Origin of the sequence: Streptomyces sp. NPDC007856 (genome assembly GCF_042868225.1) — a bacterium.
Taxonomy (GTDB): domain Bacteria; phylum Actinomycetota; class Actinomycetes; order Streptomycetales; family Streptomycetaceae; genus Streptomyces.
Genome location: NZ_JBIAEC010000007.1, coordinates 96,192 through 112,539, shown reverse-complemented (window position 1 = coordinate 112,539; position 16,348 = coordinate 96,192). Strand labels below are relative to the sequence as shown.

Genomic DNA, 16,348 nt, shown 5'->3' with positions numbered 1-16,348 from the left:
TTTCGTTGTCGGTCTTTCGGGAGCGGAAGGTGCGAAGGGCTGGGAAATCAGAGGCTGTTGGCCGCGGAGGGGGCCGGGGGGCGCCAGGAGAGGAGCCGGTGCTCGAGCTTGCCGATCAGCCACTCCGCGCCGAGCACGATCACCGCGATGACGAGCATCGTGGCGAACACGCCGTTCGGGTCGAAGTTGTTCTGCGCGGTCTTGATGACGAGTCCGAGGCCGCTCTGCGCGCCGAGCACCTCGCCGACCAGCGCGCCGACGATGGCGAAGCCGAAGGCGCTGTGCAGGCTGGCGATGATCCAGGTCAGCGCGGACGGCACGATGACATGCCGGATGATCTGCAGCTGGGAGGCGCCGAGCACCCGGGCGTTGGCGAGGATGTTGCGGTCGACCTCGCGGACGCCCTGGAAGGCGTTGAAGAAGACGATGAAGAACACCAGCACGGCGGCGAGCAGGATCTTCGGGGTCACGCCGATGCCGAAGGCGACGATGAAGATCGAGCCGAGGACGATACGCGGGATGGCGTTGACCATCTTGATGTAGGGACCGAGCACGTCGGACAGATAGGGGCTCTGGCCCAGGACGACGCCGAAGACGACTCCGGTGCCGGCACCGAGGGCGAAGCCGATCAGCGCCTCCTGGATGGTGGTCCAGATGTTCGCGTAGAAGGACCCGAACTCGGTGCCGTTCTGGAAGAGGTCGATCAGCCGCTGCCAGATCCCGGACGGCTGCCCGAAGAAGAACGGGTCGACGATGCCCCAGGTGGTGAAGGCCTGCCAGCCGCCGATGACGAACGCGGCGAGGCCCAGCCGGCCCGCCCACACCAGTACGACCCGACGTCGTGCGGCCCGTTTGGCGGCGGACGCGGCCGAGGCGGGCCCGCCGTCGGCGACCGGGACGGTGGAAGCGGTGGACGTCGTACTCATGCCTTTCCTCCTGAGGTGCGTGCGTAGGCGCGCTCCACCTCTTCGCGCAGCGTGTCCCAGATCTGGTGCTGGAGTTCGATGAAGCGGGGCTGGTAGCGGATCTCCTGGACCGAGCCGCGCGGCCGCGGCAGGTCGATGTCGAAGACGGCCTTGACCGACCCGGGGCTGGACGTCATGACGACGACCCGGTCGGCGAGCGCCACGGCCTCGTCGAGGTCGTGGGTGATGAAGATGACGGAGGGCCGGATCTGCTCCCACAGGTCCAGCAGCTCGGTCGACATGATCGCCTTGGTCTGCACGTCCAGGGCGCCGAACGGCTCGTCCATGATCAGGATCTTGGGTTCGTTGATCAGCGCCGCGGCCATCGCCACGCGCTTGCGCATACCGCCGGAGAGCTGGTGCGGATAGCGGTCCTCGAAGCCGGAGAGGCCGACGCGGCGCAGCCAGTCCCGGGCCGAGGCCTGGGCCTGCTGCTTGGGCACGCCGCGGAAGACCGGGCCCATCAGCACATTGCCGAGGACCGTCTTCCAGGGCAGCAGCGCGTCCGCCTGGAACATGAAGCTGACGCCGTCGGTGATGCCGTCCACCTCACGGCCGCCGACCTTGACCGAGCCCTCGCTGGGCCGGTCGAGGCCGGACACCATGCTGAGTGTGGTCGACTTGCCGCAGCCGGTGGGACCGACCACCGCACAGAACTGACCCGGCTCCACGGTGAACGAAACGCCTTGCAGCGCCGTGAACACCTCACCGGCAGGGGTCAGGAATCGCTTGGTGAGCCCGGAGATCTCGATGCGCGCGTCCTCGCGCACTGCTGCATCGGCGATCGGGCTCCTCGCGACATCGTTTCGCGAAGCCATGTGAGGCCGTCTCCTTCCACACCTCGTGGGGTCGAGGAAGGCAGACGCTAGAGGCCACCCAGTGTTACGTCGCTGTTTCCCAGGTATCTCGCGAAAGCCGCGTTAACCGGGGTTTTGCTCATTCTGCTCAGTGATACGGGGCTGGGCAGGATTTCGGCCATCGGGCACAATCACGCCACCACGGGTGCGGCGCAGGGCCGGCCCGGCACCCGGCGGGACAGAGGCGAAGAGGCACCTGTGACACCCATCCGTATGCGGATCGGGCGCGGTGGGAGGGGGAGACTCTCCGCGCGGATCCTCACCAGCCAGCTCGTCATCCTGGCGCTCACCGGCGCCATCGGCTTCGTCCTGTTCGCCTTCGCGCAGCGCTCCGCACTCGACCGCACCTACGAGGAGCGGGCCGTGGCCATCGCGAAGACCGCGGCCGCGGACCCGCAGATCCGGCGGGCCATGGAGTACGGCGACGGCGGTGCCGTCGTGCAGACCGCCGCCGAGCGGATCCGCAAGGCGTCGGGGGCGTCGTACGTGGTGGTGATCGACCTGCACGGGATCCGCCACTCGCACCCCATGCCGGAGCTGGTCGGCTCGCCGGTGACCGAGCCGATCGTGGTGCTGGACGGCCGGACGCACGTCGGCACCGACCAGGGCGCCACCGGGCGGTCCGCCAACGGCAAGGCCCCGCTGAAAGGGCCGACGGGCAAGCTGGTCGGCGAGGTGTCGGTGGGCATCCCGGAACGACATGTGCTCAGCGAGCTGTGGCGCGAGCTGCCCACCTTCGGCCTGTACGCCGCGATCGCCACCGCGCTCGGTGCCGCGGCCGCGTATCTGCTGGCCAGACGGCTGAAACGGACCACGTTCGGGCTGGAGCTGGAGGAGATCGCCGGACTGCTGCAGGACCGCGAGGCGATGCTGCACGGCATCCGCGAGGGCGTGGTCGCCTTCGACCCCGACGGCCGGATCACCGTCGTGAACGACGAGGCCCGCCGGCTGCTCGGCCTCGGCACCGCACTCGGCAGCACCGTCGAGCAGGTCCTGCCCGACGGCCGGCTGCGCCGCGCCCTGGACGGCACCCTGACCGGCACCGACGTCAGCGTCCTGACCGACGAGCACTGCCTCGTCGTCAACCGCATGCCGGTCACCCTGCACGGCCGTGAACTCGGCGCCGTGGTCACCGTACGGGACCGCACCGAGCTGGTCGGACTGCTGCGCGAACTGGACTCCGTGCGCGGCCTGACCGACGCGCTCCGGGCCCAGCAGCACGAGTTCACCAACCGCATGCACACCCTGGCCGGCCTGCTCGACATCGGGGAGTACGACGACGCCTACGAGTTCGCCGTCGGCGCGGCCGGCGCCGGCCAGGCGCTCACCGAGTCCGTGCGCAAGCGGATCGGGAACTCGCTCATGGTCGGTCTGATCGTGGCCAAGACCACCGTCGCCACCGAACGCGGCGTACGGGTCGTGCTGACCGACGACTCGGCCCTCCGCCAGGACCCGCCGCACCTGCACCGGCTGCTGACCATCGCCGGCAATCTGCTGGACAACGCGGTCGACGCGGCGGGCGAGGGCCCGCGCCCGGCGGGCGGCCGCGAGGTACGGCTCACCCTGACCGAGAGCTCCCACGAGATGCGGGTCCGGGTCGCGGACACCGGTCCGGGGATCCCGCCGGATTCGGTCGAGTCGATCTTCGAGGACGGCTGGTCGACCCGGCCGGAACGGGGCACCGCCCGGCGCGGCCTCGGACTGGCACTGGTGCACCGGCTGGTGCAACGGCACGGCGGCACCATCACGGTCAGCGAGGGGCCCGGCGCGGTCTTCACGGTCGTACTGCCCCTGCCCGAGACGGCCTCGGCGCCGCGGGGCGCACTGTTCACCACGGCGTTGCCGGTGGGAGGCGAGCACTGATGATCCGGACCCTGGTCGTGGACGACGACTTCCGGGTGAGCCACATCCACAGCGAGTACGTGAGCCGCGTCCCGGGATTCGGCGTGGTCGGCGAGGCGGCGAGCGTCGCCGAGGCACTGGAGGCGGTCCGCACCCTGCGCCCCGACCTGCTGCTGCTCGACATCTTCCTGCCCGACGGCAGCGGACTCGACGTGCTGCGCCGGCTCACCGGGGACGAGGGCGGAGCCCGGCCCGACGCCCTGATGATCACCGCGGACCGGGACATCGAGTCGGTGCGCACCGCCATGAAGCTCGGTGCCGTGGGCTACCTGGTCAAGCCGTTCGGCTCACCCGACCTGGGCGAGCGGCTCACCGCCTACCGGGAGCTGCAGCACCGCGTGGAGGTGCTCGGCCCGGCCGCCGAGACGGACCAGGCCGATGTGGACGCCCTGTTCAGCGCGGCCCGGCCGCCCGCCGTGCCGCGGGTACCGGCCAAGGGCCACTCCGCGCCCACCCTGACCCTGGTCCACCAGGCGCTGCGCGCCGCGAGCGGTCCGGTGTCGGCGGCGGAGGCGGCCGAACTCACCGGCGTCTCCCGCGCCACGGCCCAGCGCTATCTGTCCTACCTGGTCAAGGAGGGCATGGTCCGCCTGGAGCTCCGGTACGGCGCGGCCGGGCGTCCGGAGCACCTCTATCGCATCGTCATCTGAAGCGGCGGACCCGTCCTCCCGACGACCGGCTTTTTCACCGGGCGCGGGATGCGGCCTCGGCCGGCTCCACCGGCCTCCGCTGCCGCCGCGCCGCCATCACCGCGTAGACCAGGATGCCGACGAACAGGAACAGCACGCCCTGGTACACGGCCGCATAGCCGGCGCCCGCCATCAGCCAGACGGAGAAGGCGGCCGCGGTCGCGGTGATCACCGAGTCCCGCACCAGCCGCGGCCGGTCCACCGACCTGCCGGAGACCAGGTGGAAGAGCTGCGCCGCCGTCGCCAGCAGGTACGGCACGGTCGCGGTGAACGTGGTGACGAGGACCAGGACGTCGAAGACCTTCGCCGAGCCCGACAGGTAGTTGTACGCCGTGAGCAGCGAGGACAGGACGACGGTGACGCCGACGCCTACCGTCGGCACGCCCCGGCGGCGGCGCGCGAAAGCGGCCGGGAACAGGCCGTCCTGGGCCGCGGCGTACGGGGTCTGCGCGCTCAGCAGCGTCCAGCCGTTGAGGCAGCCCGTCATCGACACCAGTGCCGCGAGCGCCACCGCCGTACCGCCCCAGCTGCCGCCGAACATCGTGTTCACGGCGTCGGAGAAGGGGGCCGTGGAGGCCACCAGCCGGTTGTGCGCGACCGTGCCGAAGACGGACAGCGTGCCCAGCAGATAGACCAGCGCGGCGCCCGCGGTGCCGATCACGGTGGCGCGCCCCACGTTGCGGCGGGCGTCCCTGACCTCACCGGCGCTCACGGCGGCGGACTCCACCCCGAGGTAGGAGAAGAGCAGCAGGGCGGCGGAGGCGGAGACGGCTCCGATCGCGCTGTGCCCGCTCGTGTTGAACGGCCCGAGCCGGGACGGGTCGAAGAAGAACAGGCCGCCGACCGCGACGAGCAGCAGCGGCACGAACTTCAGCACCGTCGACACCAGCTGGACCGCGCCCACGTACCGGGTGCCCGCGAAGTTGGCGAGAGCGGGCAGCCACTGCAGGGCCAGGGCGGCCAGGCACGCGCTCCACTTGTGGTCGTTCACCGGGATCAGCACGTCCAGGTAGCCGACGGCGGCGACGGCGAGCGCCGCGTTCGACACCCAGGTGGTGATCCAGTACGCCCAGGCGGCGAGGAATCCGGCGAAGTCGCCGAAGGCCTCGCGGGTGTAGACATAGGGGCCGCCGGTACGGGGGTCGCGCGCGGCGAGCCGGCCGAAGACCAGCGCGAGCGCGATGGCCCCCACGGTCAGCACACCGAAGGCGATCAGACTGACCCAGCCGTACGGGGCGATGGAGGCGGGGAGCAGGAAGATCCCGCCGCCGATGATGTTGCCCATGACCAGCGCGGTCGCGACCGGCAGGCCGAAGCGGCGGGCGTGCTTGCTGGTGGTGCCGTGGGCGTCGGCGACGCCGATGGTGTCGCGAAGGTCTCCGACGACGGCCGTGAGGTCCTCGGAAGGAGCCGGAGCCGGCTGCGGGGCGGTTCCGGTGACGTGCATGGGTGGTGCGCCTCTCATCGAACAGATGTCCCAGGGTCGCCGGGACGCTGCAATGGTCCGGTATGCCCGTACCCACCGCAAAATCGCCGCTTCTTGTGCCGTCCGGCCCCGCTGACGGTGGAAAATGTGCACGAGGACGGCGCTTGCACCGCGAGATGTTCGGCGCCCGAGGGGTGGACGCGCGCTCCCTCCTCCGACAGCCCGCGCGCCCCCGCGCTCGGACCGGCGGCCTCGGCTAACCGCGGTCCGCGCCCTCGGCCCACAGACTGCGCACATGCCCCAGATGCCGGGTCATGATCGTGTGTACGGCCTTCTCGTCCCGTTCCAGCAGGGCGTCGAGGAGTTCCAGGTGCTCCTCGGCCGAGGCGAGCAGCCGGCCCGCCTCCACCAGTGCCGTCAGACCGTAGAGGCGGGAGCGTTTGCGCAGGTCGGCGACCACCTCGACCAGATGGGCGTTGCCCGCGAGGGCGAGCAGGCCCAGGTGGAAGCGGGTGTCGGCCTCGACATAGGCGATCAGGTCGCCCGCCACCGCCGCCGTGACGATCTCGCGGGCCGCCGGACGCAGCGCCTCCAGCGAGACGCGGTCGGCGGTGCGGGCCAGTTCGACCACGGTCGGGATCTCGATCAGGGCGCGGATGTGCGTGTACTCGTCCAACTGCTTGTCGGAGACGACGGTGACCCGGAAGCCCTTGTTGGGCACGGTGTCGACGAGGCCCTCCTTGGCCAGGTCCAGCATCGCCTCCCGCACCGGCGTCGCCGAGACGCCGAAGCGGGCGGCGAGCGAGGGCGCGGAGTAGACCTCGCCCGGCCGCAGCTCGCCGGCGATCAGCGCGGCGCGCAGCGCGTCGGCGACCCGCTCGCGGTAGCTGCTGCGCCGGCCGCCCAGCCGGGGGAGTGCGGGCATCTGCGTGCCGCGCGTGTTCGGTGCCATGTCACGCATCACCGGGGGAGTCTAGAGGACGGGCTAGAGGACGAAGCCCTCCGGGAAGGGGTCGGTGGGGTCCAGGAGGTACTGCGCGGTGCCGGTGATCCAGGCACGGCCGGTGAAACTGGGCAGGACCGCCGGGCGGCCCGCGACCTCTGCCGTGCCCAGCAGCCGTCCGGTGAACCGGGTGCCGATGAAGGACTCGTTCACGAACTCGGTGTGCAGCGGAAGTTCGCCCCGCGCGTGCAACTGCGCCATGCGCGCGCTCGTGCCCGTGCCGCAGGGGGAGCGGTCGAACCAGCCGGGGTGGATGGCCATCGCGTGGCGGGAGTGGCGTGCCGTCGCGCCGGGCGCGTAGAGGTGGACGTGGTGGCAGCCGCGGATGGAGGGATCCTCCGGATGCACCGGTTCGGCCTCGGAGTTGATGGCGTCCATCAGCGTCAGGCCGGCCGCGAGGATGTCGTCCTTGCGGGCGCGGTCGAAGGGCAGCCCGAAGGCGTCGAGCGGGAGGATGGCGTAGAAGTTGCCGCCGTACGCGAGGTCGTAGGTGACCGTGCGCCCGTCGGGCAGGGTGATCTTGCGGTCCAGGGCCACGGCGAACGACGGCACGTTCTTCAGGGTCACGTTCCGCGCGGCCCCGTTCTCCACCGCCACCTCGGCGACCACCAGCCCCGCCGGGGTGTCGAGCCGGATGGTGGTCACCGGCTCCACCACCTCCACCATGCCGGTCTCGACCAGCACGGTCGCCACCCCGATGGTGCCGTGCCCGCACATCGGCAGATAGCCGGAGACCTCGATGTAGATGACGCCCCAGTCGCAGTCGGAGCGGGTCGGCGGCTGCAGGATCGCGCCGCTCATCGCGGAGTGGCCCCGCGGTTCGTTCATCAGCAACCGCTTGATGTGGTCGCGGTGTTCCCGGAAGTACAGCCGCCGTTCGTTCATCGTCGCACCCGGTACGGTGCCGATCCCGCCGGTGATCACCCGGGTCGGCATGCCCTCGGTGTGCGAGTCGACGGCGTGCAGGACGAGTTTGCTGCGCATGGTCCGACTCCCTTTCCCGGCTTATGCGAGGCCCGCTGCGACGGCCTTCTCGGTGGCCGCGCGGACCGCCGCCTCCTGCTCGGGAAGCAGCGGCACGCGCGGCGGGCGCACCGGGCCGCCGTACCGGCCGACGACGTCCATGGACAGTTTGATCGCCTGCACGAACTCCACCCGTGAGTCCCAGCGCAGCAGCGGGTGCAGCTGCCGGTACAGGGGCAGGGCGGTGGTCAGGTCCCCGGCCGTCGCGGCACGGTACAGCTCCGCCGAGGCCCGGGGGAGTGCGTTCGGGTAGCCGGCCACCCAGCCCTTGGCGCCCGCCACGGCCAGCTCCAGCAGGACGTCGTCCGCGCCGATCAACAGGTCCAGTTCCGGGGCGAGTTCGGCGATGCGATAGGCGCGGCGGACGTCTCCGGAGAACTCCTTGACGCCGTGGATGTGGCCCTCGCCGTGCAGCCGGGCGAGGAGTTCGGGCACCAGGTCGACCTTGGTGTCGATCGGGTTGTTGTACGCCACCACCGGCAGCCCCGCGCGGGCGACCTCGGCGTAGTGGGCGAGGACGGAACGCTCGTCAGCGCGGTAGGCGTTGGGCGGCAGCAGCATCACCGAAGCGCAGCCCGCCTCGCCCGCCTGCTCGGCCCAGCGCCGGGCCTCGGCCGAGCCGTACGCGGCGACACCCGGCATCACCCGATCGCCGCCGATCGCCGCCACGGCCGTCTCCACCACGCGGGCGCGCTCCTCGGGGGTGAGCACCTGGTACTCGCCGAGCGAGCCGTTCGGTACGACACCGTCACAGCCGCCCGCCACCAGCCAGGCGCAGTGCTCGGCATAGCGGTCGTAGTCGATCGAGAGGTCGTCGCGCAGCGGGAGGGCGGTGGCGACGAGCACGCCGCGCCAGGGGCGGTTCGGTGACTGGGCCATGCGGGGATCCCCCATTCAATGAGGTGTGACATATTACTGAGTGCCGTGACCTGTGGACAGGTCTTGGTCCGGCTCGGTAGGGGTGATTCGGTCCGGGTGTTCAGTCCTCCGGCAGCGCGGCCAGGACGCCGAGCGGTACAGGCCGGGCGAAGGGCCGGCGGCCCGGAGTGAGCGGGCATCCGGTCAGGCCGGCCACCGCGGGTGCGCACATCCGGCCCTGGCACCAGCCCATCCCGGCCCGGGTGAGCAGTTTCGCGGTGCGCAGATCACCCGCGCCGAGCTTGCCGGCGGCCGTACGGACCTGACCGGCGGTGACCTCCTCGCACCGGCACACCACCGTGTCGTCCGTGATCCGGTCCGCCCAGCCCGGCGGCGGCGCGTACACCGCCTCCAGGGCCGCGAAGAACGCCCGCTGTCGGGTCCTGGCCCGGGCGGCCGCCGCCCAGGACCGCGGGTCGGGGGAGGTGCCGCGCAGGCGGGCGGCGATCGAGCGGCCCGCGATGTGTCCCTCGGCGAGCGCGAGGGCCGCGCCGCCGATCCCGGTGGTCTCGCCCGCGGCCCAGACCCCGGGCACGTCGGTGCGCTGCTCGTGGTCGACCCGTACGTCCGTGCCGGTCAGGGCGCAGCCGAGGGTCTCGGCGAGGTCGGTGTGCGGCAGCATGCCGTGTCCGACGGCGAGGGTGTCACAGGGGATGCGGCGAGCGCTGCCGGTCCTGATCCGCCCCTCCCTGTCCAGCGCCGCGACGGTGACCGCCTCCAGGCGGTCGGTGCCATGCGCCTCCAGCACGGTGTGCCGGGCCAGCATGCGCACCTTGTGCCGCACCAACTGCCCCGCGTACCAGGCGGCTTCGGCGAGCTTGCCGGGCTCCGCCGCCAGGGCCGGTGTACGGCGCAGTACGGCCCCGGGGTCGGCGGCCTCGACCAGCGCGGCCACCCGCGCCCCGGCCGCGGCGAGCCCCGTGGCCACCGGCAGCAGCAGCGGTCCGGTGCCGCCGACCACGACCCTGCGGCCGGGCAGCACCAGGCCGCCCTTGAGCATGGCCTGCGCGCCGCCCGCCGTGACGACACCGGGAAGCGTCCAGCCGGGGAAGGGCAGCACGCGCTCGTACCCGCCGGTGGCGAGCAGGACGGCGTCGGCGCGGACGGCGACCCCCTCGTCCTGGTCGGGACCGCGCAGGGCGTGCACCGCGAAGGTGCCCGACTCGCGTACCACGCACCACACATGGTGGTCCGTCAGGTGCGTGATGTGTCCGGCGGCGATGTGCCGGTCGATGCCGTCCCGCAGCCGCTCCCAGGTCTTCCACTGATGGTGCAGGGCCTCGGGGCGGCGAGCACCGAGGGCCCGGGCGGGCTGCCGGTAGAACTGGCCGCCCGCCCGCTCGGCCGCGTCGACGAGGGTGACCCGTACGCCCCGTGCGGTCGCCGCCAGTGCCCCGGCGAGCCCCGCCGGGCCCGCCCCGAGGACGGCGAGATGCGCTCGCTCAGTCATCGTCCCGTCCCGTTCCCTCCTGGGTGCGGATCGCATCGCCCGGCCGCACCGGCACCAGGCAAGCCCGTTGGTTCACGCGTCCGTTGACGGTCACCAGGCAGTCGAAGCACACCCCGATCCCACAGAACACCCCGCGCGGCCGGCCGGCCCCGCGGGTGCTGCGCCAGGCGGTCACCCCCGCCGCCCACAGCGCAGCCGCGACCGTCTGCCCGGGCAGGGCTGCGAGGGGCCGCCCTTCGAAGGTGACGGTGAAGGCCTCGCCGGGGCGGGCCCGGGCCAACTCCAGGGGATTCACGGTGCGTCGCCTCCGTCGGTGTCGTATCCCTCGAACCGCTCCGGCCGGAACGGCGTGAGATCCAGCTCCGGTGTCTTCCCGGTGAGCGCCTGCGCGATCAACTGCCCGGTGCCGGGGGCCAGTCCGATGCCGGCGCCCTCGTGTCCGCAGGCGTGGAACAGCCCCGGCGCGCGGGGGTCGGGGCCGATCGCCGGGAGGTGGTCGGGCAGATACGGCCGGAAGCCCGCGTACGTCCGCAGCGCGCGCACCCGCTCCAGGAACGGGAACAGCCCTATCGCCCCGGCCGCGAGCGCCCGTACCGCCGGAAGCGACAGCGAGCGGTCGAAGCCGACCCGCTCCCGGCTCGCGCCGATCAGGACAGGACCGGCGGCCGTGCCCTCCACCACCGGCGAGGTGCGCAGGGCCGCCGAGTCGCTCGCGACGTCGGCCACATAGTCCGCGGCGTACACCTTGTGCCGCACCATCCGGGGCAGTGGCTCGGTGACCAGGACGAAGCCGCGCCGAGGGAGCACCGGCAGCCGGACGCCGGCCAGCGCCGCGAGGTCGCCGCCCCAGGTGCCTGCCGCGTTCACCACCGCCGGTGCGTGCAGCTCGCCCTGGTCGGTGCGGACGCCGGCCACCGTGCCGGCGGCCGTGCGCAGCACCCCGGTCACGGTCCACCCCGTGTGCAGGCGGGCGCCGGAGGCGCGGAGCAGATGGGCGGCGGCGAGGGCGGGCATCACCTGGGCGTCCTGCGGATAGTGCACCCCGCCTGCGAGGCCGGGGGCCAAGTGGGTTTCGAGGGAGGGGAGTCGGTCTGCGGTCACCGGGTCGGCCCTGACTCCCGCAGATCGCTGGCCGTCCGCGAACGCGTGCAGTGCGGCGAGGGTTTCGGGGGAGGAGGCGACCACGAGGCCGCCCTTGGGCTCGTACTCGACCGCCGCTCCCAGCTCGTCGCCCAGCCGTGTCCACAACCGGGCGGACAGCAGGGCGAGATCCAGCTCGGGGCCCGGTTCCTTGTCGGAGACGAGCAGGTTGCCCTCGCCCGCGCCGGTGGTGCCGCCGGCCACCGGGCCCCGGTCCACCACCCGCACATCGAGCCCGGCCCGTGCGGCGTACAGGGCGCAGGCCGCGCCGACCATGCCGGCTCCGACCACCACGACATCGCAGGTCAGTCCCTTTGCCACGGCAGTACTATGTCACATGGTGCCGATTCTGAGGAGACCTCGCACACTCTCGGCCGGTCGCGCACATGTCCCAGGCGTGGACGCCCCCTTGACGTCGCCTGATGCCGGATCGACACTCCAGGGTGGGAACCCTAGTGAACGGGTAGGGAATGATGACGCGCCTCGGAACGGTCACCGGCCTAGCGGGCCGTACGCCGTTGCGCGCGCCCCTGCTCACCTCCCGCCGGCACATCGACCTGCTGCGCGTCTGCAGCGCGATCAGCGCCCACCGCTGAGCCGAGGCGCTGCGCGCCCATCGGCCGACGCCGCACGTCCGCACGCCCACCACCGGGGAGACGCATGTCCATCACTCCGCTCGCCACCCTTCCGTCCGCCCACCGCACCGCCCCCGTCTTCCGGGGCCGGATCGGGCGGGACGCACGCAGCGGCGGCCACTACGCCGTGCCGCACCGCTACCGGCTCCATCTGTCGACCGCCTGCCCCGACGGGCTGCGTCTCGCCGTCGGGCACAGCCTCCTCGGTCTGGACGGCAGTTGTCCGGTCACGGTCCTGCCCGCCGTACCGGACTGTCCCGGCGGCGGCCACTCCGCGCTCCGCCCGCTGTACGAGGCGAGCGCCCATCGCTACACCGGCCCGGCCCTTGCGCCCGTGCTCAGCGACGACTGGTCCGGGCGTATCGTCAGCACCCAGGCCCGGGACATCCTGCGCGACCTCGACCGTTTCCCGCACGAGGGCCGCGCCGCCCTGTACCCGAGCGGCCTGGAGTCGGTGATCGAGGCCGTCGAGCGGATGTGCGCCGAGGGGATCGAACAGGCCGCGCAGCGCGCCGGGCAGGCCGGCGTCGACCCCGCGGGGCGGGCCGCCGCCCTGGACGTGCTCCTGGGCACCCTGGGCCGGCTGGAGAACCGGCTGGCCGGAGAGGAGCACCTGGTCGACGACCGGCTCACCGCCGCCGACGTCGAACTATGGGTCAGCCTGGTGCAGTTGGACACCGTCCACCGCTGTCACCTCGACGCCTCCGCCGTCCAGCGCATCGCCGGCCACCGCGCCCTGTGGGCCTACGCTCGCCGTCTGGCCGCCCATCCCGCCCTCGGCCGCCATCTCGACCTCGACGGCATCTCCCGCCGCCACCACGGCCGTTGCCGGGGTCTGGAGGCCGCCGGGGCCGCCGTCCAGATCCTGGACTGGGCGGGCCACGCCGCGGACGCCGAGGACACTTCCCGCAGGTGAGAAACGGTCGGGAGGCGTCCACTCCGCGGACGGTTGTTGACATTCGAACGGACAACTGCCTTACTTACGGCTCAGAACGGTCATGAGCGTCAGCGCCAAGCCCTGGCTCGCTGACCGGCAACCCTCGCATCGCGGTGGGGTGCCCCAGGTGACGACCGGACCGGAATGACGTTTTCGGTAAGCGCGAGGGCCCCGCGGGGCCGGAACAGTGACAGGTGGTGCCATGTACGCAGCTCTCAGGACGGCCGCGAGCCGCGCCCAGGGCTGCGTACGGTCGTACGCCGGGCTCCTCGTCGCCGACCGCGCCGTCGATCTGCTCCGCGTCAACAGCGCACTGTGTACCGCACCGGGCTCTGCCCGCTGCCGGGGCTGACGACCCTTTCCAGCCCTGCATTCTCCAGCCGCCGTGTTCCTGACGCACACCGCTGCGCCGGTGTGCCGTTGCCCGCCCTGCCCACGGTTCCCGTCCGCCGCCGTGCGCCGCCTCGTGCCGTAGTGCCGTCGCGGCGCCCGCGCCCGCGCGCCGCGACCGGGGTGTCCGACTCCGCCGGAGCCCGCCATGAGTGAACCCCCAGGCGCCGCCGTCTCCCTCGCCGAGGCGCCACCAGCCGACATACAGTCAAAATTTCTAAAGCCACAGCGAGTTCAGCCGTTGAGTCGTCCCGGCCGATGGATCGCCGGCGCCGTCGTCCTCGTGCTCGTCGCGCAGTTCCTGCACGGACTGGCCACGAACCCGTTCTACCAGTGGGACCGCTTCCGCTACTGGTTCCTGCGCCCCACCGTCCTGGACGGACTCCTCGTCACCCTCGAAGTCGCCGCGCTCAGCGCCGTCTTCGGCCTCCTCGGCGGCATCCTGCTGGCCCTCGGCCGGCAGTCCGGCAGCCCCGTGCTGCGCGCCGTGAGCTGGACCTACACCTGGCTGCTGCGTTCGGTGCCGCTGATCGTCGTCCTGATCTTCCTCTACAACTTCTCGGCCCTGTACAAGACGGTGAGCCTCGGCATCCCCTTCGGCCCCGCCTTCGTCACCTTCGACGAGTCCAGACTCGCCACCGACATGACGGTCGCCGTGGTCGGGCTCAGCCTCAACGAGGCGGCGTACGCGGCGGAGGTCGTCCGCGGTGGCATCCTCTCCGTCGACCAGGGCCAGCACGAGGCGGCGGCCGCGCTCGGCCTGCCCAGGGGCTACCAGTTCACCCGGATCGTCTTCCCGCAGGCCCTCAGGTCCATCACGCCGAACTACGTCAACCAGCTCATCGGCCTGATCAAGAGCACTTCGCTGGTGTTCTACGTGTCGCTGCTCGACCTCTTCGGCTCCGTGCAGACCATGGGCAGCACCTACCCCGGCGACATCGTGCCGCTGCTGCTGGTCGCCACCGTCTGGTACCTGATCCTCACCAGCGCCGTGTCCGTCGTCCAGTACTACGTCGAGCGGTACTTCGCGCGGGGCGCCACCCGCGCCCTGCCGCCGACCCCGCTTCAGAAGGCGCGCGCGGGCCTCGCCGAGTTCCGGGCCCGGCTGCGCAGGGAGGCCGCCGTATGACCGCCACCGCCACCCTGGAGACCACCCCGGCCGCGCTGGAGGTCCACGACGTCCACAAGTGGTACGGCACCCATCGCGTCCTGGACGGCATCGACCTGACCGTGCGGCCCGGCGAGGTCACCGTCGTCATCGGGCCCTCCGGGTCCGGCAAGTCCACGCTGCTGCGGGTCATCAACCACCTGGAGAAACCCGAGGTCGGCCACGTCAGCGTCGGCGGCGAGCTCATCGGCGTCAAACGCGGCAACGGCGGCCGGCTCAAGGAGCTCAGCGAGCGCGCCATTCTGGCCCAGCGCGGCCGGATCGGCTTCGTCTTCCAGAACTTCAACCTCTTCCCGCATCTGACCGTCCTCGACAACGTCGCCGCCGCGCCCGTCGCCACCGGCCGGCTCGCGCGGTCCGAGGCCCGCGAACTCGCCCGGGAACTGCTCAGCCGGGTCGGCCTCGGCGACCGTACCGGCGCCTACCCGCGCCAACTCTCCGGCGGACAGCAGCAGCGCGTCGCCATCGCCCGCGCCCTCGCGCTGCGCCCCGGCATCATCCTCTTCGACGAGCCGACCTCCGCGCTCGACCCCGAGACGGTCGGCGAGGTGCTCTCCGTCATCAAGGACCTGGCCACCAGCGGCACCACCCTGGTCATCGTCACCCACGAGATCGGCTTCGCCCGCGAGGTGGCCGACCGGATCGTCTTCATCGACGGCGGCCGGATCGTCGAACAAGGCCCGCCGGAAGAGGTGCTGGACCGGCCCCGCCACGAACGGACCCGCGACTTCCTCGCCAAGGTCCTCTGACCTCCCCGTGACCCCCGTAGCTTCCGAACGACAAGGACAGCCATGCGCAGCCACCTCTCCCGAAGCAGCCTGACACGCGGCATCACCGCCGCGACCGCCGCCGCCACCCTCGCCACCGGGCTCGCCGCCTGCGGTGGCAACAGCGACGCGGCCACCACCACCGACAGCGCCAGGTCCGACGAGGTCGTCGTCGGTCAGGTCTCCAACGGCGCCGCCAGGCAGACCGCCATCAAGGTGTCCGAAGTGAAGTCCATCAGCGCCGAACTGCCCGCCTCCATCCGCAAGAGCGGCAGACTCGTCATCGGCGAGGGCGCCCTGCCGGCCGGGTTCCCGCCGCTGGCGTACGTGGGCAGCGACCAGAAGACCCTCACCGGCTCCGAACCCGACCTCGGCCGCCTGGTCGCCGCGGTTCTCGGCCTCAAGCCGGAGCTGAGGAACTTCACCTGGGAGAACCTCTTCGTCGGCATCGACAGCGGCAAGGTCGACGTCGCTTTCTCCAACGTCACCGACACCGAGGAGCGCAAGAAGAAATACGAGTTCGCCTCCTACCGGCAGGACAACCTCGCCTGGGAGGTGCCGAAGAAGAGCACCTGGAACTTCGACGGCAACTACGAGAACCTCGCGGGCAAGACCGTCTCCGTCGGTTCCGGAACCAACCAGGAGAGGATCCTCCTGGAGTGGAAGGCCAAGCTGGCCAAGGAGGGCAAGAAGCTCGACGTCAAGTACTACCAGGACCACAACAGCACCTACCTGGCCCTCGCCAGCGGCAAGATCGATGCCTACTTCGGCCCCAATCCCGGTATCGCGTACCACATCACCCAGGTCGCGAACACGCCCAACGCCACCCGCAACGCGGGCAAGTTCTCCGGCGCGGGCGAGACCCTCCAGGGCCTGATCGCGGCGACCGCGAAGAAGGACAGCGGTCTCGCCAAGCCGCTCGCCGACGCCATCAACTACCTGATCAGGAACGGTCAGTACGCCGAGTGGCTCAAGGCCTACAACCTCTCCAACGAGGTCGTCGCCAAGTCCGAGGTGAACCCGCCGGGGCTGCCGCTGGACAACTCCTGACCCACACAGCCCCGTTCGAGTCAAGTGG

Annotated in this window: 17 protein-coding genes and 1 riboswitch; of the genes, 8 read left to right on the top strand and 9 right to left on the bottom strand. The window is 71.7% G+C overall.

The window, feature by feature from the left end:
- Nucleotides 1–47: 47 nt before the first annotated feature.
- Together ACFYOH_RS18510 and ACFYOH_RS18505 are read right to left on the bottom strand one after the other, a co-directional pair.
- On the bottom strand, nucleotides 48–926 hold the full coding sequence (locus ACFYOH_RS18510) for an ABC transporter permease (RefSeq protein ID WP_388626778.1): 879 nt from the start codon (nucleotides 924–926) through the stop codon (nucleotides 48–50).
- Entirely contained in the window at nucleotides 923–1,783 is an 861-nt protein-coding gene (locus ACFYOH_RS18505) for an ABC transporter ATP-binding protein (RefSeq protein ID WP_388626776.1), read from the bottom strand. The genes ACFYOH_RS18510 and ACFYOH_RS18505 overlap by 4 nt, the downstream gene beginning before the upstream one ends.
- Nucleotides 1,784–2,020: 237 nt before the next feature.
- Here ACFYOH_RS18505 and ACFYOH_RS18500 point away from each other — a divergent pair, with 237 nt between their 5' ends.
- On the top strand, nucleotides 2,021–3,685 hold the full coding sequence (locus ACFYOH_RS18500) for an ATP-binding protein (protein WP_388626774.1): 1,665 nt from the start codon (nucleotides 2,021–2,023) through the stop codon (nucleotides 3,683–3,685).
- Nucleotides 3,685–4,374, top strand: coding sequence for a response regulator (locus ACFYOH_RS18495; RefSeq protein ID WP_388626773.1), 690 nt, complete (start codon nucleotides 3,685–3,687; stop codon nucleotides 4,372–4,374). Before ACFYOH_RS18500 ends, ACFYOH_RS18495 begins: the two co-directional genes overlap by 1 nt.
- A 34-nt stretch (nucleotides 4,375–4,408) precedes the next feature.
- Here ACFYOH_RS18495 and ACFYOH_RS18490 read toward each other — a convergent pair whose 3' ends face one another.
- From ACFYOH_RS18490 to ACFYOH_RS18460, 7 genes are all read right to left on the bottom strand, one after another.
- Nucleotides 4,409–5,860, bottom strand: a complete 1,452-nt coding sequence (locus ACFYOH_RS18490; RefSeq protein WP_388626772.1) for an amino acid permease — start codon at nucleotides 5,858–5,860, stop codon at nucleotides 4,409–4,411.
- 235 nt (nucleotides 5,861–6,095) lie between these two features.
- Nucleotides 6,096–6,791: a GntR family transcriptional regulator gene (locus ACFYOH_RS18485; RefSeq protein ID WP_388626771.1), complete on the bottom strand. Its 696-nt coding sequence runs from the start codon at nucleotides 6,789–6,791 to the stop codon at nucleotides 6,096–6,098.
- Nucleotides 6,792–6,824: 33 nt separating this feature from the next.
- Nucleotides 6,825–7,826 (bottom strand): proline racemase family protein, encoded by a 1,002-nt coding sequence (locus ACFYOH_RS18480; protein WP_388626769.1) that lies wholly within the window; start codon nucleotides 7,824–7,826, stop codon nucleotides 6,825–6,827.
- A 21-nt stretch (nucleotides 7,827–7,847) separates the two neighbouring features.
- Entirely contained in the window at nucleotides 7,848–8,744 is an 897-nt protein-coding gene (locus tag ACFYOH_RS18475; protein ID WP_388626768.1) for a dihydrodipicolinate synthase family protein, read from the bottom strand.
- 100 nt (nucleotides 8,745–8,844) lie between these two features.
- A complete protein-coding gene (locus tag ACFYOH_RS18470) occupies nucleotides 8,845–10,233 on the bottom strand; it encodes an FAD-dependent oxidoreductase (RefSeq protein WP_388626766.1) in 1,389 nt (462 codons plus the stop codon).
- The gene (locus ACFYOH_RS18465; protein WP_388626764.1) at nucleotides 10,226–10,528 is read right to left on the bottom strand and encodes a (2Fe-2S)-binding protein; all 303 of its coding nucleotides are present in this window, start codon (nucleotides 10,526–10,528) and stop codon (nucleotides 10,226–10,228) included. Before ACFYOH_RS18465 ends, ACFYOH_RS18470 begins: the two co-directional genes overlap by 8 nt.
- The gene (locus tag ACFYOH_RS18460; RefSeq protein WP_388626763.1) at nucleotides 10,525–11,694 is read right to left on the bottom strand and encodes an NAD(P)/FAD-dependent oxidoreductase; all 1,170 of its coding nucleotides are present in this window, start codon (nucleotides 11,692–11,694) and stop codon (nucleotides 10,525–10,527) included. Before ACFYOH_RS18460 ends, ACFYOH_RS18465 begins: the two co-directional genes overlap by 4 nt.
- Before the next feature lie 152 nt (nucleotides 11,695–11,846).
- On the opposite strand from ACFYOH_RS18460, the gene ACFYOH_RS18455 reads away from it, so the two are divergent.
- The 6 genes from ACFYOH_RS18455 (at nucleotide 11,847) to ACFYOH_RS18430 (ending at nucleotide 16,320) form a co-directional block, all read left to right on the top strand.
- Complete coding sequence (locus ACFYOH_RS18455; protein ID WP_388626761.1) at nucleotides 11,847–11,969, top strand: putative leader peptide; 123 nt, start codon at nucleotides 11,847–11,849, stop codon at nucleotides 11,967–11,969.
- Between the two features lie 64 nt (nucleotides 11,970–12,033).
- The gene (locus ACFYOH_RS18450) at nucleotides 12,034–12,924 is read left to right on the top strand and encodes a glutathione S-transferase C-terminal domain-containing protein (protein ID WP_388626759.1); all 891 of its coding nucleotides are present in this window, start codon (nucleotides 12,034–12,036) and stop codon (nucleotides 12,922–12,924) included.
- Between the two features lie 78 nt (nucleotides 12,925–13,002).
- Nucleotides 13,003–13,114: riboswitch (SAM riboswitch) on the top strand.
- Between the two features lie 33 nt (nucleotides 13,115–13,147).
- Complete coding sequence (locus ACFYOH_RS18445; RefSeq protein WP_388626757.1) at nucleotides 13,148–13,297, top strand: hypothetical protein; 150 nt, start codon at nucleotides 13,148–13,150, stop codon at nucleotides 13,295–13,297.
- A gap of 186 nt (nucleotides 13,298–13,483) precedes the next feature.
- Nucleotides 13,484–14,464 carry an amino acid ABC transporter permease gene (locus tag ACFYOH_RS18440; protein WP_388626755.1) on the top strand — a complete coding sequence of 327 codons (981 nt, stop codon included), beginning with the start codon at nucleotides 13,484–13,486 and terminating at the stop codon, nucleotides 14,462–14,464.
- The gene (locus tag ACFYOH_RS18435; protein WP_388626753.1) at nucleotides 14,461–15,252 is read left to right on the top strand and encodes an amino acid ABC transporter ATP-binding protein; all 792 of its coding nucleotides are present in this window, start codon (nucleotides 14,461–14,463) and stop codon (nucleotides 15,250–15,252) included. Before ACFYOH_RS18440 ends, ACFYOH_RS18435 begins: the two co-directional genes overlap by 4 nt.
- Nucleotides 15,253–15,294: 42 nt before the next feature.
- On the top strand, nucleotides 15,295–16,320 hold the full coding sequence (locus ACFYOH_RS18430) for an ABC transporter substrate-binding protein (RefSeq protein ID WP_388626751.1): 1,026 nt from the start codon (nucleotides 15,295–15,297) through the stop codon (nucleotides 16,318–16,320).
- Nucleotides 16,321–16,348 lie beyond the last annotated feature (28 nt).